The following is a 21,373-nucleotide window of genomic DNA, read 5'->3' on the forward strand; positions in this document are numbered from 1 at the left end:
TTTGCGACCTGTGGCCGCGGAACCACAATCGAGGGCAATAGGCTCGGTGACAACGAGCCAACCGGTTGACCCTCCGTGGCAGTTCGGCACAAATCGCCGCATGCGCGAGCCGCTCGTGTTGCATTTTTGCGGGGCGCCCTCCGCTTTGGGATTAGTCGTCATGCGCTGCACCTCGCAGCCCTCCGAAACACGGCAGACGATCGGGCTCGACCGCGTCTGTAGGGCCGTGGCAGCGATCGGCATGGCGTTTGCGATCGTCGCGACGATGTCGGCCGCATCGCCAGTCTTCGCGCAAAGCCCGACGCCCACGCCGATCCCGACGCCCACGCCGTCACCGACCCCAGTCCCGTCGCCGACGTCGACCAACTACGACCAGTCGACCGGCAGCAGCGCGCTCAATCTCGGCTCCAATTTCCTGGAGCGGCTCGGCAACCAGGCATCCGGCGGCGTCAACCGGGCGTTCCGGACCAATCCCGGCGGCGGCGGGGCGTCGGCGAGCACAGAAGATCCGCGTAACCGCACCTGGTTCGAGGGCTACGGCATCTCGGTCCGCACCGACGCGCAAGGTGACTTCGTCGGCGACAGGCGCAAGACGGTTGGCGGCGTTGCCGGCTTTGGCGCGCGGGTGGCCCCTGGCGTCAATCTCGGCTTCTCCGTCGACCAGAGCCACACCGACGTCGACGTGCCGCTGGCGCTGCAGTCGGCAACGCTCGACCTGACGCAAATCGGCTTCAACGGCTCGGTCGACAAGGGCCCGTGGACCTGGGCCTTCGCGGTGGTGCACGGTTTCGGCAAGGTCCGTTCCAGCCGCGACACCGGCCTTGGCCTTGCGAGCGCGAGCTATCGCGCCGCGGTCGACGGCGCGCTGACCGAGATCAGCTATTACTGGACCAAGGACCAGATGCGCATCGTGCCCAAGGGTGCGCTGGAATATGTGCGGGCCACCAGCGCGGCGTTCCAGGAGGCCGGCGGCCTCGAACCGCTCAATGTCGGCTCGACCGCGCTCTCACGCGCGCGCGTGATGATCGGGGCCGAGATCGGCCGTTACTTCGTCATCGACCAGAAGATCCTGGATCTGTCCGCTTACGGCAAGTTCGTCGACAATTTCCACCAGGACCTTGGCTCGATCCAGGTCAGCCTGGGACCTCAGAGCATCGTCGTTCCCGGCATCGGCGAGAGCCGCTACGGCGCGGATGCCGGCGCCTCGGCTTCGCTGAGCCTGACCGGTGTGGCGCGGCTCTACGTCAATTACGACGGCAAGTTCCGCAACGAGCTGACGTCGCACCAGGGCACGGTCGGCTTCGAGTACCGGTGGTGAGCTGAAGCTTACGCCGGCGTCGCCGCGACATATCCCGTCAATCCAAACCCCTCGCGCGCGGCGGTCATCATCGGCACCAGCGCGTTCGGATGGATGAACTCGTCGCGGAAGCAGGGATAGGACTTGGGATCGAAGATCTTCTTCAGCCAGTCGACCACGATCTTGTGGCGCTCGGAGGTTCGGAATTCCTTGTGATAGGTGAGCCAGAGATCGGCATGGTGGCTGACGCCGAGATCGACGGCAACGAGAGGCGCGCCGAGCGCGATCGAGACCGTCGGCAGGAAGCCGATGCCGGCACCGCGCTCGACGGCATAGAGCACGCCGACCGAGGAATTGGTCTTGATCCCGACGATGCCCTCGAGCGACTTCAGCCCGAGCACGCGGGCGTAGGCGCCGTCGTCGACCTGCGGCGCGCTCTGCTTGATGATGCGGTGGTTGTTCAGCTCGGCGAGGGTCGTCGGCACACCGTAGAGGTTTTCGTACTCCTTGGAGACGAAGGGATAGATGTGCAGGCGGCCGAGCTTGGCGACGATCAGATCGGGATTGGTCGGCGGCTCGAGCTGGATTGCGATGTCCGATTCAAGCCGCGCGACGTCAGCTTGCTCCATCGCGCAGCGCAAGTCGACGGTGATCCTGCGGTAGGTCTTCTGGAAGTCGATCAGTCGCGGCAGGATCCAGAAATTGCCCGGGCCTTCCGTCACCGCGACGCGCACGGTCCCCGAGGTGTCGTTCGACGATCGCGAGGCGCGGCGGAAGACGTTGAAGGCGTGACGCTCCATATGCGCGACGTCGGCGATCATCGCGGTGCCTTCGTCGCTGAGCGTGAGCCCGCTCTGATCGCGCAGGAACAGCTTGCAGCCGATGCTCTCTTCGAGCCGATCGATCCGGCGCATCAGCGTGGTGGCGGTGAGCCCGAGCTCCTCGGCGGCATTGCGAAAACTTTTAAATTTTGCGCAAGCTAAAAACAATTTCAAATCGTCCCAGGACGCGCCCAGGGCTTCTTCACGGTGCTGCATCATCGCAGCACCCCGGTGCAATAACTGCTGCATACTCCTGATCTCCAGCCGCTAAGCTCATTGGCATAGCGAGGCACGAAAGCCTTGAACGATAGAGGCGAGATATGGGTATGGAAAGGGGCTCGTTTGCCGCAAGGCATGATTTCGATGCCTTGCCGCTGAGCCCGGATGTCGATGTCCATTGCGCGCAATTTTCCGAAATTGCCGCACTTGCGCAGATGGCGCACCGGCTGGTGCCGGGCGTGCGGATCGGGACAGCCGACCTTGCGCGATACTTCACGTTCGATCCCCAGAGCATCCTGACGTTCAGCCGGAAGGGCCGTCTCGTCGGCGGCATGGCCTTCCTGTTTCTCAATGACCGCGGGCACGATGCTCTGCTGCTCGACGAGATCTGTCTCACCTCGCCCGAGACGCACTATCTCGCTTCCGCAAAGGAAGACGTCGCCGCCATCTACATCTGGGCGATCGCGGCGACGGGGCGCGGTATCGCCGGTCTCGGCAAGGCTGCGGCGCATCTGCGACAGCTAAGGTTTCGCAACGCGGATTGCTATGCGCAGCCGTCAACGGTGGCCGGACGCGACATCATGAAGGCCACCGGCTTTGCGCCGGTCCCGAGCTTCCAGCCCGATCTCTGGTGCTACGAGCGGCCCTGGCATCGGCAGCCGATGCGCATGCCTGGCGCGATCATCCAAGCAAGGAGTTTTGCAGATGCACGGTACTAGGATTCCTGTCGCCAAGCCCTGTTCCCGCGACATCACCATCCGCCTCGCGCGCGATCCCAGCGATCTCATGCTGGTCACGGCCATCCGCTCCGCGGTCTATCTCGCCGAACAGGATTGTCCGTTCGAGGAGGAGTTCGACGGCAACGACATGGTCGCCGCACACTTCATCGGCTTCGTCGGCAACGAGCCTGCGGGCTGCCTGCGGGTGCGCTTCTTCGGCGATTTCGCCAAGGTGGAGCGGCTCGCGGTGCGTCACCAATACCGGCGCTCGCGCGTCTCGTTCAAGCTGGTGCAGGCCAGCGTCGACTACGTGAAGCGCAAGGGCTTTCGCAAGATCTACGGTCAGGCGCAGGACAGGCTGGTTGATTTCTGGGCCCATTTCGGCGCCAAGCCGCTCGGTCACAATCGCAAGATCACCTTCTCGGATTTTTCCTACACGGAAATGCTGCTGGAGATCGAGCCGGGCCCGGACGCCATCACGCTCGACAGCGATCCCTATGTGATCATCCGTCCCGAGGGCGATTGGGACCGGCCGGGCGTGCTCGACGCCTCGGCGGGGCGGGCGGTGTCCTCACCGCTGCGGGACCTCGCGCTCGCCGACCGCTGAAATTGGTGCAGCTCTGCGCAACACGATGCTGGCTTCTATCCACGATGATCCGCCGATCCTGGTCTGCGCGGATCTTCAGGTCGAGTACCTGACCCCCGGGCGCCGCCACGTCATCCTAGACGGCGACGCCACCACGGCGCGTTGCCTGGAACTGCTGACGCTGTGGCGCGGCAATCTGTGGCCGGTGATGCATCTGAAGCGCATCGCGCAGGCCGCCTGGTTCAATCCGGCATCCAGGCTGACCGATTGGATCGCGCAAACCAAGCCGCGGCCGGGAGAGATGACGTTCGAGCACCCGCTGCCGTCCGCCTACAGCTCGTCGCGGTTTGTGGACTACATGTCTAATATCCGCGCCAGACGCTGCATTCTGATCGGTTTTTCCCTGGACGAGACCATTCTGGCCACTGCCGTGGACGGGTTTCACCGCAGCCATCGCTACCAGGTGGTCGCTGATGCCGTGGCTTGCCGGCAGCCAGGTACGAGCGATGCCGCCGCCTACAAGCATGCGGTAGTGAATGTCATCGGGAACTTTGCTACAATCCAGTCCAGCGCCGAACTGATCAGAACCAGCGGCGCCGTTGCGGTGTAGGCGGCCGTGACCGGCGGACGGGGTGAGAGATTGTCACGGGGAGACGAGCTCAAGGAGCTGGCGAGCGATCTGTCGCATGCCACCGAGACGGCGCGCAGGCTGGGTCTGCCAACGACGGTCTATCTGCTCTCGATAGCGTTGGTGGAGGTGAGGGAAGCCGCTGCCGGTGCCGATGACGGGCATGACGACGACGCGGCGTGAGAGCTGCCCAAATCCCGACATGCGGCTTTGTGCAACGCTGCTGAGCGCTTGCTGCCGACGAATTGGCGTTGCAAGCTTCGCGCTGTCGCAATAGCCAAGGTAGTTGATCATCGAGTGATGACGCCGGCTCTGCCTGCGACGTGACGCTTTCAAGGATCTTCGCAAATGTCCATGCTGCCCAATTCGCAAGAGGCCCGGGATGTGGCCTATCAGCTCCATCCCTATACCAACGCGCGCACGCATCAGCAGGCCGGTCCGCTGGTGATCGAGCGCGGTGATGGTCCTTATGTCTTCGATGCGTCGGGCAAGCGCTATTTCGAGGCGATGGCGGGCCTGTGGAGCGTCGGGCTCGGTTTCAACGAGAAGCGGCTGGTCGAGGCCGCGCACAAGCAGATGCTGGCGCTGCCGTTCTATCACACCTTCTCCGCCAAATCGCACGGGCCCTCGATCGACCTTGCCGAGAAGCTGGTGGCGCTCGCGCCTGTGCCAATGAGCAAGGTGTTCTTCACCAATTCCGGCTCGGAAGCCAACGACACCGTGTTGAAGCTGATCGCCTATCGCTCCAACGCGCTCGGCCAGCCACAGCGCAAGAAGGTGATCAGCCGGATGCGCGCCTATCATGGCGTCACCATTGCCTCGGCCAGTCTCACGGGCCTGCCGAACAACCATCGCTCGTTCGATCTGCCGCTGCCGAACATCCTGCACACGGGCTCGCCGCATTTCTACAAGGACGGCGCCCCCGGCGAGAGCGAGGAGGCGTTCGCGACGCGCCGGGCGGAGGAGCTCGACGCCCTGATCCAGAGGGAAGGGCCCGATACGATCGCGGCGTTCTTCGGCGAGCCGGTGATGGGCGCGGGCGGCGTCATCGTGCCGCCGGCGACCTATTGGGACAAGATCCAGAAGGTCCTGAACAAGTACGACATCCTCTTCGTCGCGGACGAGGTGATCTGCGGCTTCGGCCGCACCGGCAAGATGTTCGGTTGCGAGACCTATGGCATCAAGCCCGACGTGCTCGTGGTCTCCAAGCAGATCACCTCGAGCTATTTCCCATTCTCGGCGATCATCATGAACGACCGCATGTTCGAGCCGATCGCTGACGAGAGCAACAAGATCGGCGTGCTCGGCCACGGCTTCACCGCGGGCGGCCATCCGGTCGGCTCGGCGATTGCGCTGGAAAACCTCAAGATCATCGAAGAGCGCGGCCTGGTCGCGCATGCCGCCGAGCTCGGCGGCTACATGCAGGGCCGCTTGCGCGAGCTCACCAGCCATCCGCTGGTCGGCGAGGTTCGCGGCGTCGGCATGATCGCGGCGATCGAGCTCGTGCTCGACAAGGGCCGCAAGACCGCAGCCGCGACGCCCGGTGCGGTCGGCGGCATCGCCAGCCGCATGCTCCAGGAGCGCGGCGTGATCTCGCGCAACATGCTGGACGCCATCGCCATCTGCCCGCCGCTGATCGTCACCAAGGCCCAGATCGACGATCTGGTCGCCGCGATCGCCGGTGTGCTGGAGGATATGAAGGCGGAAGTGGCCAAGCTGACGCCGGCTTGAGGCTCTCTCGTCGTCATTGCGAGCGTGGCGAAGCAATCCAGACTGCCTCCGCGGAAAGGCTCTGGATTGCTTCGTCGCAAGAGCTCCTCGCAATGACGATGTGGGAGCAGCGAGCTCCAATCCATCACCGTCACCCCCGCGCAACGGCGAAGCGGTTGTCGCTGGAGGTGCTCGCCTCTTCGGCGAGCCTCGAAGGGCAACGGCCCGGCTGCCGCAGCGGGGCGTTCATCCTTCGAGGCTCCGCGCACGGTGCTCTGCACCGCGCGCCTCGCACCTCAGGATGACGACCCGGCGCTCCGCGTTGGCTGAGCCTACGCCCGCTGAACCCCGATCACGCGGCCTTTCTCGATCGCCAGCGCCAGCTCGCCGCGCTTCAGCTTCAGCGCGGCATCGCCGAACAGCTCGCGGCGCCAGCCGCGCAGGGCGGGGACGTCCGCCTCGTCGTCGGCTGCGATCTCCTCGAGATCGTCGACAGTGGCGATCACCTTGCTGGCGACCGCGTGGCGCTCGGCGGTCATGCGCAGCAGCACCTTCAGGAGCTCGACGATCGCCGCGCCGTTGTTGTTGTTGCGCGGCTTCTCCAGCTTCGGCAGCGTCGCAAAATCCCGCGCCAGCCCGCGCTCGACTGCGGCTACGATGTCCGCGCCCCATTTGGACTTTTCAAAACCCTTCGGCACAGAGCGCAGATGGGCGAGCTTTTCCAGCGTGGTCGGCGCGTGGGTCGCGATGTCGGTGATCGCCTCGTCGCGCAGCACCCGGCCGCGCGGCACGTCTCGGCTCTGGGCTTCCTGCTCGCGCCAGGCCGCGACCTCCATCAGCACCGCGAGATCCTTCGGCTTGCGCACCCGCGTCTTCAGCCGTTCCCAGGCGCGCTCGGGGTGGAAGTCGTAGGTCCTGGGGGAGGTGAGGACCTCCATCTCGATGGACACCCATTCGCTGCGGCGGCGCTTCTTGAGGTCCGCATCGAGCGCGGCGAATACGTCGCGCAGGTGGGTGACGTCGGACACCGCGTAGTGCATCTGCTCCTTGGTCAGCGGCCGGCGCGACCAGTCGGTGAAGCGGTGGGTCTTGTCCGGGCGGTGGCCGGCGACCTTCTCGACCAGCGCGTCGTAGGCGATGCTGTCGCCGTAACCGAGCACCATCGCGGCAACCTGGGTGTCGAACACCGGATGCGGGATGATATTGGCCTGGTGCCAGATGATCTCGATGTCCTGGCGGGCGGCGTGAAAGACCTTCAGCACGCTCTCGTTGGCCATCAGCTCGAAGAACGGCTTGAGGTCGATCCCCTCGGCCAGGGTGTCGATGACGACCGCTTCCTCGGCGCTGGCCATCTGCACCACGCACAGCAGCGGGTAGTAGGTGGTCTCGCGCAGGAACTCGGTATCGACGGTAATGACGGGGTGCTTGGCCAGCCGGCTGCAGGCAGCCGCGAGGTCAGCGGTGGTGGTAATCAAATCCATGAACGGCCCATGACACTTGATATCAGCCGTTCTGCCGAAAGTGCTGTGATGTCAAGGGGCTCGATGCGAATTCGAGCCTTGCATTTGGGCCGGAATCGCTTTTTCCGACGAAATTCCTATTCGTAGCGGACCCGGTGCGAGGATTTGCGGGCGCAGGGCAGCGCCACCACGACCACGCACATGGCGACCAATGCCAATCCCAGGAACTCGAAAACCAACAGATCCACGGCGAAATCTCCAGAAACATTGATAGATTTGTCGGGGGTGCGTTGAGGGTCTGTTAATTCCAATGGTTACCGGCGGCCGGGCCGGGCCGGATGGTGGACGGCGGGTTAACGGGGGCCGGGCTCGGTGCCGTCACTTCGTAGGGTGGGAAAAGCGAAGCGTGCCCACGATTTGCGGCTTATCGCGAAAGGATGTGGGCACGGCGCGTTGCGCCTTTGCCCACCCTACAAGATCTCGGAATTGCCGCAGTGCCGTAGGGTGGATTAGCCGAAGGCGTAATCCGCCACTGGGCGTTCGCCGCGTCGGGAAGTTGGTGGATTACGCCCGCGACTGCGCTTTGCGCAGCCGCAAGCTAATCCACCCTACAAGACTTCGCTACGGCAGCTTCAGCGAGGTCTCCGCATTGTACGGCTTCAGCGTCTCGTCCGCGGCCTTCTGGGCGGCGGCGAGGGCTTCCTTCGGTTGCTTCTTGCCGTTGAGGACCAGCATCACCTCGTCCTCGAGGTTCTTGCGCACCGGCACGGTCTTGTAGGTCGCAAACCACGGCTTTGCGACGTCGAGCTGTTCGACGGCGGTCTTGGCGTCCGGGTTCTTGTTCAGGAAGTCGACCATGTCAGGCGTCTTGTACGCGGCCATGTTGGGTGCGAAATAGCCGGTGGCGCGGCTCCACCAGCCGCTCTTCTCGGGCGAGGTCATCCACTTGATCAGCGTCCAGGCGGCCTTTTGCTTGTCAGCCTCCAGCCCTGCCGGAACGATCAGCGAGGCGCCGCCGATCGGCACGGCGTTGCGGACGTTGCGCGGGATGAAGGCGACCTTGTAGGCGAACTTGGCGTTGTCGCGCACGTAAGTGAGCGAGCCCGTGGACAGCATCATCATCGCGGCATTGCCGGAGATGAAGGACGTGCTCACGGCCGGACCGGGCGTCGCACCGGGTGCGTGGACCTTGTGCTTGTAGACGAGGTCGTTCCACCAGGTGAGCGCTCCTAACATCGAAGGCGTGTCGTAATAGACCTCGCCGCCGAACTCCTCGTTGTAGTAGCGCCCGCCATTGCTCATGGTGAGCGTTTCCATCATCCAGCCGCAATAATCATAGGCGCAGGGGATCGCGATGCCCCATTGGGTCACCTTGTCGCCCTCGCGCTTGGTGAGCTTCTTGGCCCAGTCGGTGAGCTCGGCCCAGGTCTGCGGCGGCTTGTTCGGGTCGAGGCCGGCTTCCTTGGCCTTGTCGGCATTGATGTAGAGCAGTGGTGTCGAATTGTGGAACGGCACGCCGTACACCGAGCGGTTGATCACCGCGTTGCCTTGCAGGGCCGGGAAGAACTGACCGAGGAATTGCTCCTTGGTGGTGCCGTCGGCCTTGATCAGCCCGTCGAGATTGGTGAGCTCGTTCTCGATCTGCATGTCGAGCAGGAAGTTGGCGGACATGATCACGGCGGACGGCGGCTTGCCGGCCTTGATCGCGGCGCGCGTCTTGATCAGAGTGTCGTCATAGGACCCGGTGTACACAGCGGTCGCCTTGACGTCCGGGTGGGTCTCGTTGAACTCCTTGATCAGGGAGCCCATGTCGCGGGCGAGCTTGCCATCGACGGGGACGGGGAAGAACAAATCGATCTCGGTCGGGCCCTCGCCGGCGAGAGCCGGAAAGGCGAGGGCGCCTGCCAGTGTGCCTGCCATGGCAAGCCGAGCATGAGCCTGCGGGAAAACAGCATCGGAAAATCTCCTATTTGATGCCTGAGGTGACGAAAGAGCTGATGAAGCGCTTCTGGAAGATCAGGAACGTGACGAGCAGCGGCGCGATCACCATCAACGTGCCGGCGGCGATGGTGCCCCAGGCCTGCGTGCCTTCGGCGGTCTTGGTGAAGACGGAGAGGCCGACCGTGAGCGGCCGCTTGTCCGGCGAATTGATCACCATCAGCGGCCACAGGAAGTCGTTCCAGTGGTTGGTGACGGAGATGATGGCGAAGGCCGAGAAGCTCGGCATCGACAGCGGCACGTAGATGTGGCGGATGCGCTGGATGAGGCTCGCGCCGTCGATCAGGGCGGCGTCTTCCAGCTCGGTCGGAATGGCCTCAAAAGCCTGGCGCATCAGGAAGGTGCCGAAGGCCGAGGCGAAGAACGGCATCATCACGCCGGTAAGCGTGTCGTAGAGGCCGAGCTGCGCCACCAGCGACAGGTTCGGGACGATCAGCAGCACCGGCACCAGCATCAGCTGCATCAGGAACAGATAGAAGATCAGCGTCTTGCCGGCGAAGTTCAGGCGCGCAAAGGCAAAGCCTGCCAGCGTGATGGTGACGAATTGCACCAGCAAAATGCCGGCGCAGATGATCGTGGTGTTGATCGTATAGCGCGGGAAATCGCCGATCTCCCAGGCATCCCTGACGTTGTCGAGCGTCGGCTTCATGCTCGGCATCAGTTCGGCCATGGCGTTGATGCCGTCGGAAGCCGGGCGCAGCGTCGCCACGACCATCCACAGAAAGGGGATGAGCCAGACGATCGCGAGCAGCAAGGTCAGCAGAAAGCCGAGCTTGGGCGTGATTTCGCCTCTCGTGGCGAGCGGGGCGTCCTTGTAGAGCCTGTCGATCAGCATCATGATCCGCCCTCGCGGTTCGCCATCGTGCGGAACGAGAGCGCGGTGAGGCTCATCAGCGCGGCGAGTGTCAGCAGCGTCGCCGCCGAGGCCTTGCCGACGTCGTAATGCTCGACCGCTTGCTGGTAGATGTAGAACAGCACCAGATTTGTCGAATTCGACGGCCCGCCCTGGGTCATGACGAAGACGTGGTCGACCTGCGTCACCGCGTTGAGCGTGGCAATCACGATGACGAACAGGAAGGTGGGCTTCAGCTCCGGCAGGATGATGTGGCGCAGGCGCATGTAAGGCCCGGCGCCGTCGAGATGGGCGGCCTCCATCACGTCCTCGGGCACGGCCTGGAGGCCGGCGAGGAAGAACAGCATGTAATAGCCGGCGTTCTTCCAGATCGTAATGACCATGATCGCATAAAGCGCGATGTCGGGGTCGCCCAGCCAGTTCGGCAGCACCGGGAGCAACCGGCCGATGTAGTAGTCGAGCAGGCCGACATTGGGCAGGAACACGAACATGAACAGCGCGGAGGCCGCGACCATCGGGATCAACACTGGCAGGAACAGCGCTGCGCGCAGCGCGCTGCTGACGGCGTTGGTGCGCGACAGCGCCAGGGCGAACAACAGCGCCAGGGCGATGCTCGGGACGGCGGTGCCGACGGCGTAGATGAGGTTGTTGACGACGGCGCCGGTGAATGCGGGATCGGCCAGCACGGCGCTGACATTGTCCAGACCGACAAAGCGGACGGGCGCTTTGGGCGTGGCGCGCTGATAGAGCGCGTCGACGAGCACGCGTCCCATCGCGCCATAGGTGAACAGCGCGAGGAAGATCAGCGAGGGCAGCAGCAGCAAATAGGCCGGCAGCGAGGCTTTGAAGCGGGTGGTAAGGCGCTTCAGGACATCCAGGCGCGGTGCCGCCGAGGTCGCGACCGGGAGAGCCGCGGGTTCAGCGAGGCTCATTTCACCGCGCCGGGAACTTGAGCGCATAGTCGCGGCCGTCCATTCCCGCCGGAGGCTCGAAGGGGAAGCGCAGACTCTGGTCGAGGAAGTCGTGGCTGTGCACGACGAGGTTCTCGTCGTCGATCAACACCACGCCATAGGCCGGCGGCTCGTGGCTGGCGAGATGTTCGGTGGCGGCGGCGTCGAGCTCGAACCAGACCTGGTGGTTGGTGCCGCGCAGCGTCGAGAACGGGATCTTGCCGTAGCTGCCGAAGATCGGCCGGTGCACATGGCCGAAGAAGAGGTGCCTGATGCGGGAACGATAGGGCGCAATCACCTCGGCGAATTCAGCGCTCTGCTTCAGCCCGATTTCGTCCATCGCGTGGACGCCGACCGGGAAGGGCGGATGGTGCATGAAGACGACGAACGGCATGTCGGCCGGCGCGGCCGCGAGCGTGCTTGCGAGCCAGCCGAGGCGCTTGGCGCACATCTCGCCGGCGTGGCTGCTTTCGTCCAGCGTGTCCAGGAAGACGAACAGGCCGTGCTCGGTGGTGCGTGTGCCCTGCACGAAACCGTTAGCATCGCGCGGCGCGGCCTTGAGTGCGTCGAGGCAGGTGACGCGGCGATCGTGATTTCCGACCATGGCGATGTATGGGATCTTCAGCGCCGCCATGGCGTCGGCGAAATTGGCGTAGGATTCCGGCTCGCCCCAATGGGTGAGGTCGCCGGTCACCACCGCGAAGGCGGCATCGGACTGATGCTGGTTGATGTCGGCAATCGCAGCATCCAGCCGGGCCCGCGGGTCGAGGCCGTACAGCTTCAGTCCCGGGTTCGCGAGATGCGTGTCGGTGATGTGGATGAATTTGAAGGGCATGGCGCGCTGTGTCGGGACCGTTGGAGGATGGACGCCTCCGGCAAGACGACCCTGACACGCGGTTAGAGCGCGTGTGTTTCAGTTTGATGACAGCGGTTCCCGCGTCCACAAAAGCCGGGTTCGTAGGGTGGATTAGCGAAGCGTAATCCACCACTGTGACTAACCTCAAGTTGTGTTACTGATGGTTCATGTCCGATTATCGCCGCGCATTCGTCACCGGAGGATGCTGGTTCTTCACGGTGAACCTGCTTGATCGGCGGAAAACTCTTTTGACCGATCAGATCGGATCTTGAGGGAGGCGGTCGCTGCAACGCGCCGGAGCCATCCGTTCATCATCGATGCGTTTGTGGTTATGCCGGATCATTTGCACGCGATTTGGCAATTACCGCCGGGCGACTCCGATTTCTCGGTTCGCTGGCGGCTGATCAAGACTCGCTTCGCCAAGGCACTGCCAGCGAACGAGCGGTTGAGCGCTGTCCGTGCGGCGCGGAACGAGCGCGGCATCTGGCAGCGCCGGTTCTGGGAGCACCTCATTCGCAATGAGACCGACTACGCGCGCCATGTCGAGTATTGCTACTACGATCCCATCAAGCACGGGCACGTGTCGAGAGTATGCGACTGGCCGTACTCGTCGTTTCACCGCGATGTGCGCGCGGGATTGTTTCCCGAGGATTGGGGCGGTGACACGAAGGTCGTTGGCGAGTTCGGAGAACCGGCGTGATGATTGCGGGCAGTCCGTAGGGTAGATTAGCGAAGCGTAATCCACCTTTTTACTTTCTGCGTGTCGAGAGAAGTGGTGGATTACGCCTGCGGCTAATCCACCCTACGCACCGAGTTTATGCCTCACGTCCCGCAGAACGTCTGCAGCACGCGCTGGTCCGGCAGCGGCGGATCGGCGTAGGCGGCATGCTCCGGCTGGTCCACATACGGCTTTGCAAGCACCTTCACCAGTTCCTCGAACGGCGCGTAATTGTCGTCGTTGACGGCAGCCTGGATCACAGCTTCGACGCGGTGGTTGCGCGGGATGTACATGGGATTGACGGCGTTCATGGCCGCTTGCCGTTCGGCGGCGCCTTGCTGCTCCAGCGCGATGCGCGCGCGCCAACGGCCGGCCCATTCGTCGAACGCCGCGGGCTCCATGAACTGGGCGCGCACGTCGGCCGCGTCATCGCCCGCGGCATCGCCGAGCTTGCGGAAGGTGAGGGTGAAGTCGGCCTGGTTCTTGGCCATGGCATCGAGCAGGTCCTGGATCAGGGCCTCGTCGCCGTCACGCTCCGTGAACAGGCCGACCTTCTGGCGCAGGCCAGCTTGATAGGCATTGCTGAACGCGTCCGAGAAGGCGCCGAGAATGTCCTGGGCTTCGGCGACCGCCTTCTCCTGCTCGCCTCCGAACAGCGGCAGCAGACATTCGGCAAGCCGCGTCAGATTCCACAAAGCGATGCGCGGCTGGTTGGCGTAGGCGTAGCGGCCCATCTCGTCGATCGAGGAAAACACCTGCGCGGGATTGTAGGCGTCCATGAAGGCGCAGGGGCCGTAATCGATGGTCTCGCCCGAGATCGAGCTGTTGTCGGTGTTCATCACGCCGTGGATGAAGCCGACCAGGAGCCAGCGTGCGACGAGCTCGGCCTGGCGCGCGACGACGCCGGCAAGCAGCGCGTGATAGGGCCGCTCCACGTCACGCAGCTCAGGATAATGACGGGCGATGACATGATCGGCGAGCCGGCGGAGCGCCTCGGTATCGCGGCGGACGGCGAAGAACTGGAAAGTGCCGACGCGGATATGGCTCGAGGCGACGCGGGTCAGCACCGCGCCGGGAAGGGCGGTCTCGCGGATGACGTGCTCGCCGGTGACGACGGCGGCGAGCGAGCGCGTGGTCGGGATGCCCAGCGCGAACATCGCCTCGCTGACGATGTATTCGCGCAAGACCGGCCCGAGCGCGGCGCGGCCGTCGCCGCGGCGGGAGAACGGAGTGGGGCCAGATCCCTTGAGCTGGATGTCGCGGCGGACGCCGTCCCGATCGATGACCTCGCCGAGCAGGATGGCGCGGCCATCGCCAAGCTGCGGGACGAACTGCCCGAACTGGTGGCCGGCATAAGCCATGGCGATGGGGTCGGCGCCGTCGGGAACCGTCTTGCCGGCCAGGATCGCGGCGCCTTCCGGGGTCTCCAGCACATCGGGATCGAGCCCGAGCTGGGCCGCCAGCGGCCGGTTCAACTTGATCAGCCGGGGGGCCGCGACCGGGGTCGGCGCGACGCGGGCAAAGAAGCTGTCCGGCAGCGCCGAATAGGAGTTCTGGAAGGGGAAATGTACCGTCATGGCCTCAAGATAGGGCTGGAACGCCCGATGGCAAAGGCTTGGGGCTCAATAGGCCAAAAATGGGCGCTTCAGGCCCAAAACAGACCGTTCCCTTGGTTGCCGCCCCCGGCCTCGTCGGGTAAACCCTGCCGCAATCTCGGACCGGCCAGGACAGGCGGTTCGATTCGCTTCATCCGACATTGATTTTGGGACGACCATGCATCGCTACCGGTCACATACATGCGGCGCGCTCCGCGAGAGCAACATCGGCGAGACGGTCCGCCTGTCAGGCTGGGTCCATCGCGTCCGCGACCATGGCGGCGTGCTGTTCATCGACCTGCGCGACCATTACGGCCTGACCCAGTGCGTGGTCGACCCGGATTCGCCGGCGTTCTCGCTGGCCGAAAAGCTGCGCTCCGAATTCGTGGTGCGGATGGACGGTAAGGCCCGCCGCCGCCCCGAAGGCACCGACAATGACGATCTGCCGACCGGCAAGATCGAGATCTATGTCAGCGAGATCGAGGTGCTGGGCCCGGCCGGCGACCTGCCGCTGCCCGTGTTCGGCGACCAGGAATATCCTGAAGACATCCGCCTGAAGTACCGCTTCCTGGATCTGCGCCGCGAAAAGCTGCATCAGAACATCATGACGCGCGTCGAGATCATCAAGTCGATGCGTCGGCGCATGGAGGGACAGGGCTTCTTCGAGTTCAACACGCCGATCCTGACCGCGTCCTCGCCGGAAGGTGCGCGCGACTTCCTGGTGCCCTCGCGCATTCATCCTGGCAAGTTCTACGCGTTGCCGCAGGCGCCGCAGCAGTACAAGCAGTTGCTGATGATGTCGGGCTTCGACCGCTATTTCCAGATCGCGCCCTGCTTCCGCGACGAGGACCCGCGTGCCGACCGTCTGCCCGGCGAGTTCTACCAGCTCGACGTCGAGATGAGTTTTGTCACGCAGGATGACGTCTTCGCGGCGATGGAGCCTGTCATCACCGGCGTGTTCGAGGAGTTCGCCAAAGGCAAGCCGGTGACGAAGGGCTGGCGGCGGATTCCGTTCGCGGAAGCCTTGCGCAAATACGGCAGCGACAAGCCCGACTTGCGCAACCCCATCGAGATGCAGGACGTCTCCGAGCATTTCCGCGGCTCCGGCTTCAAGGTGTTCGCGCGCATGCTCGAAGATCCCAAGAACCAGGTCTGGGCGATCCCGGCCGCGGGCGGCGGCAGCCGTGCGTTCTGCGATCGCATGAACTCGTGGGCGCAAGGAGAGGGCCAGCCCGGCCTCGGCTACATCATGTGGCGCGGGGGCGAAGACACTCTGGACGTGTCAAAGGCAGACGAAAGGGCCATCGCCGACAAGGCTACTGCCTTGGCCAAGGAAGGTAAGGTCATTGAGGCCATTAAGACCCTCCAAGGTGCAGGGCCGCTTGCCAACAACATTGGTCCGGATCGCACAGAGGCTATCCGTGCACAGTTGGGGTTGAAGGCGGGCGATGCCGCCTTCTTCGTCGCCGGCGATCCCGACAAGTTCTGGAAATTCTCTGGCCTTGCCCGCAACAAGGTCGGCGAGGAGTTGAACCTCACCGACAAGGAACGGTTCGAGCTCGCCTGGATCGTCGACTTCCCGATGTACGAGTACAACGAGGACGACAAGAAGGTCGATTTCTCGCACAACCCGTTCTCGATGCCGCAGGGCGGCCTCGACGCGCTGAAGGGCCAGGATCCGCTGACCATCAAGGCGTTCCAGTACGACATCACCTGCAACGGCTACGAGATCGCCTCGGGCGGCATCCGCAACCACGTGCCGGAAGCGATGGTGAAGGCGTTCGAGATCGCAGGTTACGGCGAGCAGGAAGTGGTCGACCGCTTCGGCGGCATGTACCGCGCCTTCCAGTACGGCGCACCGCCGCATGGCGGCATGGCCGCGGGTGTCGACCGTATTGTGATGCTCTTGTGCGGCACCAACAATCTGCGCGAGATCTCGTTGTTCCCGATGAACCAGCAGGCCATGGACCTCTTGATGGGCGCGCCCTCGGACGCCACCACGAAGCAGCTCCGCGAGCTGCATGTGCGGGTCAACCTGCCGCAGAAGTGAGTGTGGCGGTTTCGGTCTCGTGCTCCGGACGCAGCGCAGCGCTACTTAAGCGGTGCGCTGCAGAGCCGGGGCCCACGTCTCGGTGAACATCAGGCTTTCTGGGTCCCGGCTCTGCGTCGCGTCATTTCATGCCGCGCCGCGTCCGGGACACCAGATCACCAGCCCGATCTACAATCCCGTCGACGCCTCGATCCTGAACTGCGCCAGTGCGGCGACCGGCTCGCTGTTCAGGACATCCATGAGCTGAACTACCGGCACCTTGCCGAGCGGGGTCAGCTTGATGGTCAGCGTCTGCCCTGACGTCGCGACGAAGCCGGCGAGCGCATCGACCGCAGCCCTGACATCGAGATTGGATGCCGCGAGCTTCTCGCCCTGCGCCCGGATCATCTCGACGATGGCGCTGCGCGCGGCATCGCGGCTGACACTCTGCATGCGCGAGAACTGCGCCACGACGAGATCGACGGCGCCGCTGTCGCGCAGCGAGAGCTCGATCGCGCCGGTCTCGATCTTCCCGGCATCGCTCATGGCCTGCACCGGATCGGTCGTGAACACGCCGCGCGGAACGTTGGCGAGCGCGAAGCGGGCCTGCGCCCTGGCGAGATTGCCGAGGTCGATCGTGGCGGGCGCGAGCGCAAACGCGCCCGACGATTCCGTCCAGGCGGCGCCGAGATCGAGGTTGATCGCGAGCTTGTCGACGCCCGCCATGATCAGCGGCCGCTGCGCCGGATTGGCGGGATCGGTGGGCGTGACCATCTTCACGACCAGATTGGCCTTGCTCGGGATTGATCCGACCAACTGACCCCAGTTCAGGCTGAGCGTGTCGATGGTGACGAACTGCCGCGTGGTCTTGTAGGGCGCCACCACGCCCTTGACCTCGGCGCCTTCGAGCACGCGGAACAGGCCCAGCATCTGATCGGGCGAGGGCGGCTGCCCGTGGCTGCTGAGCCCTGTCGCCCAGCGCATCAGGTTTGCCGCGCTGAACGATTTCAGCGCGAAACGCTCCATCTTGAACTGCCCTTGCGGCGACGGCGTATCGACGCCTTCGACCGCGAACTCGCCCTCCCGGTATTTGACGGCATTGATCCTGGCCGTCCCTTGCGGCGTGCCCATGGATGTCTTGCCGATCTCGATCTTGCCGATGCGAAAGCCTTCATAGAATCCGGCGAGCTTCTCCATCATCTCGCGCGATTGCGCGGCGGTCGGGACCACCGACCGGTCCGTCGGCATGAGCGCAACGATCTCGGCCGGCCGGAATTTTGACGGCTGTACCGCGATGTCCTCGAAGGTGATCCCGTCGATGTCCATCCGCATGCCCTGGGTCGATTTGAGCACATAGGGGCCCGCCGAGATCTGCCGGTAGACGCGATGGTAGCTGTCGTCGTCGCTCTTCTGCGGATCGAGCGCCGCGGCGATCGCGGTGGCGTCGAAATCGTTGACGACGATGTTGGAGAGGTCGCCGGTCAGCTTGTCCTGCTTGCCCGGTTGCGGAACGTTGATGGTGAAGACAGCGCGGTCCGCCTTCATTGCATCGATCTTGCCGCGCTTGAGATTCTGGATCGCCAGGCCGGAATAGGCGACCTCGCCGCTGCCGGCGGCGCTGCGGCTCGTATCGAAGGTCATCGTCAGCGTCGGAGCCGTGACGGACGATGCCGTGATGCTGGCGTATTGATCGAGCACATAGCGGTAAATCTCGATCAGGGAGCCGCCCGTCGGCGCATTGCCGGCGTGAACGGGGCCGGCATAGTCACGCAAGGTGAGTTGCGGGATCTTGTAGGACGCCTTCAGTTTCGCGGCGCCGACCTGGTCCAGCGCGACTTCGAAACCCGCGACGTCGATGCTGTCGGCCGAGAAACTGTTGTCGTCGATCAGGCGAACGCCGGTGCCCTTGATGCCGGCGATCTTGATCTGCGCCTGCGGCTGCTCGCCGGGAGCGATCGCGATATCCTCGATCGTCAGCGTTCGGGTCGCGAGCTCGAACCCGACCTTGCCATGGCTCGCCTTGCCGCCGCTCGAACGGATCCGTTCGAACGCGGCCTCGACCTCGGCGGTGGCGCGATGCTGGACATAGAAGTTGAAGCCGAACCATCCGCCCGCGCCGAGCACGAGGAGTGCGACCAGGCCGATCAGGATTCGCTTCATGCCATGACTCCGATTGCTCTTTTGCACCGCGCAACCTGCCATATTCGCGAAACGCCGCGCGGTCCAGAGAAAGCTATGGTTTTCAAGCGTTTGACCGCGCGTCCTGTTGATGGGCGCGCAATCGGATGTTGCCACCGGGGCACCCGGCGTGCTTCATCCCGTTTCCATGACCCGGAAATACGGTCGGCTTGGACAGCCGCTCCGGATCGTGCATTTTGAGGCCGGTAACGCGAGGCGAGACACCGCATGTCGTCCTATTCTGATGATCTCCACCAGGCGGCACTCGCCTATCACCGTCTGCCGCGCCCAGGGAAGCTCGAGATCCAGGCTAGCAAGCCGCTTGCCAACCAGCGCGACCTCGCGCTGGCCTATTCGCCGGGTGTTGCCGCGGCCTGCACCGAGATCGCTAAGAACCCGGCGGAAGCCGCCACGCTGACCACCCGCGCCAATCTGGTCGCCGTGGTCTCGAACGGTACCGCGGTGCTCGGCCTCGGCAATATCGGCCCGCTGGCGTCCAAGCCGGTGATGGAGGGCAAGGCCGTCCTGTTCAAGAAATTCGCCGGCATCGACGTGTTCGACATCGAGATCGCCGCCGATACCATCGACCGCGTGGTCGAGACCGTGGCCGCGCTCGAGCCGACCTTCGGCGGCATCAATCTGGAAGACATCCGCGGACCGGAATGCTTCGAGATCGAGGCGCAGCTGAAGGAGCGCATGAAGATCCCGGTCTTCCATGACGACCAGCATGGCACCGCCATCATCGTCGCCGCCGCCATCACCAATGGCCTCAGGCTCAACGGTAAGAAGCTGTCGGACGTCAAGATCGTGGCGTCGGGGGCAGGGGCCGCGGCGATCGCGACTCTCAATCTCCTGGTGTCGATGGGCGCGCAGCGCAAGAACATCTGGGTCTGCGACATCGACGGGCTCGTGCATGAGGGGCGCAACACCACGATGGACCGCTGGAAGGCGGTCTACGCGCAGAAGACCGACAAGCGTACACTCGGCGACGTCATCGGCGGCGCCGACATCTTCATCGGCCTTTCGGCGCCGGGCGTGCTCAAGCCGGAGATGGCCAAGGCGATGGGCGACAAGCCCTTGATCATGGCGCTCGCGAACCCGACCCCGGAGATCATGCCGGAGGAGGCGCGCAAGGTGCGCCCCGATGCCATGATCTGCACCGGGCGCTCCGACTATCCGAACCAGGTCAACAACGTCCTGTGCTTTCCATTCATCTTCCGCGGTGCGCTCGACGTCGGCGCCAGCGCCATCAACGAGGAGATGAAGCACGCAGCCGTCGAGGCCATCGCCCAGCTCGCGCGCGAGGCGCCGTCGGATGCGGTTGCACAAGGCTTCGACACCGGCGAGACGCAAGGCTTCGGCCCGGGTTCGCTGATCCCGAGCCCCTTTGATCCCAGGTTGATTCTGCGCATCGCGCCGGCGGTGGCGAAGGCGGCGATGGAGTCGGGCGTAGCAACGCGGCCCATCACCAATTTCGACGAATACACCGCACTGCTCGAGCGCTTCGCCTTCCGCTCCGGCCTCGTCATGAAGCCGATGTTCGCCAAGGCCAAGACCCAGCCGGTGCGCGTGATCTACGCCGAAGGCGAGGACGAGCGCGTGCTGCGGGCGACGCAGGTCGTGCTGGAGGAGAACCTGGCGCGGCCGATCCTGGTCGGCCGTCCTTCGGTCGTGGAGGCGCGCATCAAGCGCTTCGGTCTCTCGATCCGCATCGGCAAGGATTTCGATCTCGTCAATCCCGAGGACGATCCGCGCTACCGCTCCTACGTGCAGTCCTATGTCGAGGTCGCCGGGCGTCGCGGCGTGACGCCGGATGCGGCGCGCACCGTGGTGCGCACCAACAACACGGTGATCGCTGCGCTCGCGGTCACGCGCGGGGAGGCGGACGCCATGCTTTGCGGCGTCGAGGGCCGCTATATGAGCCATCTGCGCCATGTGCGCGAGATCGTCGGCTTCTCGCCTGGGATTAGCGACTACGCGGCGCTGGCGCTGCTGATCACCAGCAAGGGCGCCTTCTTCATCGCCGACACGCAGGTTCGTCCCAATCCGAGCGCGGAGGAGCTCGCCGAGATCGCATCGCTCGCCGCGGTCCACGTCCAGCGCTTCAACATCAAGCCGAAGATCGCCTTCGTCTCGCACTCGGATTTCGGCAGCTATGACACCGACTCCTCACGCAAGATGCGGCGGGCGACGCAATTGTTGAAGGACAAGCATCCGGAGATCGAGGCCGACGGCGAGATGCAGGGCGACACCGCGCTCTCCGCTGCTGCGCGGAAGATGGTGCTGCCGCACTCCCAGCTGGAGGGCGAGGCCAACATCCTGATCATGCCGACCCTCGACACCGCCAACGTCGCCTATCAGATGATCAAGTCGCTGGCGGACGCGCTTCCCGTCGGTCCGATCCTGGTCGGCCCGGCGCGCCCGGCGCATATCTTGACGCCGTCGGTCACCGCGCGCGGCATCCTCAACATGACGGCGGTCGCCGTGGTGGAAGCCCAGGAGCGCGCCTCGCGGCAGCAGCCGACGTTGTTCACGTAAGGGCGTCGCTCTTGCCCTCTCCCCTTGTGGAGAGGGTGGCTCGCCGCGAAGCGGCGAGACGGGTGAGGGGTTTCTCTCCGCGAGCACCTCTCACAATTGGATTGGCGGATAGATACCCCTCATCCGGCGCTTCGCGCCACCTTCTCCGACAAGGGGAGAAGGGGCACCGCACGTGTGACGTGTTTTGAATTCCTTTCAGTTCTCCATTTCCCCGTTTG

16 protein-coding genes and 1 pseudogene are annotated in these 21,373 nt (G+C 64.3%); 9 read left to right on the plus strand and 8 right to left on the minus strand.

The window, feature by feature from the left end:
- Window positions 1-160: 160 nt before the first annotated feature.
- Entirely contained in the window at window positions 161-1,318 is a 1,158-nt protein-coding gene (locus IVB26_RS19010) for an autotransporter outer membrane beta-barrel domain-containing protein (protein WP_247973033.1), read from the plus strand.
- A gap of 8 nt (window positions 1,319-1,326) precedes the next feature.
- On the opposite strand, the gene IVB26_RS19015 is transcribed toward IVB26_RS19010, so the two are convergent.
- Window positions 1,327-2,367 carry a LysR family transcriptional regulator gene (locus tag IVB26_RS19015; RefSeq protein ID WP_247973034.1) on the minus strand — a complete coding sequence of 347 codons (1,041 nt, stop codon included), beginning with the start codon at window positions 2,365-2,367 and terminating at the stop codon, window positions 1,327-1,329.
- A 71-nt stretch (window positions 2,368-2,438) separates the two neighbouring features.
- On the opposite strand from IVB26_RS19015, the gene IVB26_RS19020 reads away from it, so the two are divergent.
- The 5 genes from IVB26_RS19020 to IVB26_RS19040 all read left to right on the plus strand — a co-directional run bounded on the left by IVB26_RS19020 (window position 2,439) and on the right by IVB26_RS19040 (window position 6,001).
- Entirely contained in the window at window positions 2,439-3,056 is a 618-nt protein-coding gene (locus IVB26_RS19020) for a hypothetical protein (RefSeq protein WP_247973035.1), read from the plus strand.
- Window positions 3,043-3,663, plus strand: a complete 621-nt coding sequence (locus IVB26_RS19025) for a GNAT family N-acetyltransferase (protein WP_247973036.1) — start codon at window positions 3,043-3,045, stop codon at window positions 3,661-3,663. Before IVB26_RS19020 ends, IVB26_RS19025 begins: the two co-directional genes overlap by 14 nt.
- Window positions 3,664-3,688: 25 nt before the next feature.
- Window positions 3,689-4,252 carry an isochorismatase family protein gene (locus tag IVB26_RS19030; RefSeq protein ID WP_247973037.1) on the plus strand — a complete coding sequence of 188 codons (564 nt, stop codon included), beginning with the start codon at window positions 3,689-3,691 and terminating at the stop codon, window positions 4,250-4,252.
- A 30-nt stretch (window positions 4,253-4,282) separates the two neighbouring features.
- Complete coding sequence (locus IVB26_RS19035) at window positions 4,283-4,453, plus strand: hypothetical protein (RefSeq protein WP_247973038.1); 171 nt, start codon at window positions 4,283-4,285, stop codon at window positions 4,451-4,453.
- Window positions 4,454-4,618: 165 nt separating this feature from the next.
- Entirely contained in the window at window positions 4,619-6,001 is a 1,383-nt protein-coding gene (locus IVB26_RS19040) for an aspartate aminotransferase family protein (protein ID WP_247973039.1), read from the plus strand.
- A gap of 311 nt (window positions 6,002-6,312) precedes the next feature.
- Here IVB26_RS19040 and rnd read toward each other — a convergent pair whose 3' ends face one another.
- The 5 genes from rnd to IVB26_RS19065 form a co-directional block, all read right to left on the minus strand.
- Window positions 6,313-7,461, minus strand: coding sequence for a ribonuclease D (rnd, locus tag IVB26_RS19045; RefSeq protein ID WP_247973040.1), 1,149 nt, complete (start codon window positions 7,459-7,461; stop codon window positions 6,313-6,315).
- A 600-nt stretch (window positions 7,462-8,061) separates the two neighbouring features.
- Window positions 8,062-9,360 carry an ABC transporter substrate-binding protein gene (locus IVB26_RS19050; protein WP_247973041.1) on the minus strand — a complete coding sequence of 433 codons (1,299 nt, stop codon included), beginning with the start codon at window positions 9,358-9,360 and terminating at the stop codon, window positions 8,062-8,064.
- Window positions 9,361-9,406: 46 nt separating this feature from the next.
- On the minus strand, window positions 9,407-10,276 hold the full coding sequence (locus tag IVB26_RS19055) for a carbohydrate ABC transporter permease (protein WP_247973042.1): 870 nt from the start codon (window positions 10,274-10,276) through the stop codon (window positions 9,407-9,409).
- Window positions 10,273-11,223 (minus strand): carbohydrate ABC transporter permease, encoded by a 951-nt coding sequence (locus IVB26_RS19060; RefSeq protein WP_247973043.1) that lies wholly within the window; start codon window positions 11,221-11,223, stop codon window positions 10,273-10,275. The genes IVB26_RS19055 and IVB26_RS19060 overlap by 4 nt, the downstream gene beginning before the upstream one ends.
- Before the next feature lies 1 nt (window position 11,224).
- Complete coding sequence (locus IVB26_RS19065) at window positions 11,225-12,076, minus strand: phosphodiesterase (RefSeq protein WP_247973044.1); 852 nt, start codon at window positions 12,074-12,076, stop codon at window positions 11,225-11,227.
- 188 nt (window positions 12,077-12,264) lie between these two features.
- Between IVB26_RS19065 and IVB26_RS19070 the strand changes: the two are divergent.
- Window positions 12,265-12,797, plus strand: a pseudogene (locus IVB26_RS19070) (REP-associated tyrosine transposase).
- A gap of 122 nt (window positions 12,798-12,919) precedes the next feature.
- Here IVB26_RS19070 and IVB26_RS19075 read toward each other — a convergent pair.
- Entirely contained in the window at window positions 12,920-14,392 is a 1,473-nt protein-coding gene (locus tag IVB26_RS19075) for a protein adenylyltransferase SelO (RefSeq protein WP_247973045.1), read from the minus strand.
- Window positions 14,393-14,588: 196 nt separating this feature from the next.
- Between IVB26_RS19075 and aspS the strand changes: the two genes are divergently transcribed.
- A complete protein-coding gene (aspS, locus tag IVB26_RS19080; protein ID WP_247966916.1) occupies window positions 14,589-16,460 on the plus strand; it encodes an aspartate--tRNA ligase in 1,872 nt (623 codons plus the stop codon).
- Window positions 16,461-16,628: 168 nt separating this feature from the next.
- On the opposite strand, the gene IVB26_RS19085 is transcribed toward aspS, so the two are convergent.
- Window positions 16,629-18,599, minus strand: coding sequence for a hypothetical protein (locus IVB26_RS19085; protein WP_247966917.1), 1,971 nt, complete (start codon window positions 18,597-18,599; stop codon window positions 16,629-16,631).
- A gap of 246 nt (window positions 18,600-18,845) precedes the next feature.
- On the opposite strand from IVB26_RS19085, the gene IVB26_RS19090 reads away from it, so the two are divergent.
- Window positions 18,846-21,155 carry an NADP-dependent malic enzyme gene (locus IVB26_RS19090; protein WP_247966918.1) on the plus strand — a complete coding sequence of 770 codons (2,310 nt, stop codon included), beginning with the start codon at window positions 18,846-18,848 and terminating at the stop codon, window positions 21,153-21,155.
- The last annotated feature ends 218 nt before the right edge of the window (window positions 21,156-21,373 follow it).

This window comes from Bradyrhizobium sp. 195, from assembly GCF_023101665.1.
Taxonomy (GTDB): domain Bacteria; phylum Pseudomonadota; class Alphaproteobacteria; order Rhizobiales; family Xanthobacteraceae; genus Bradyrhizobium.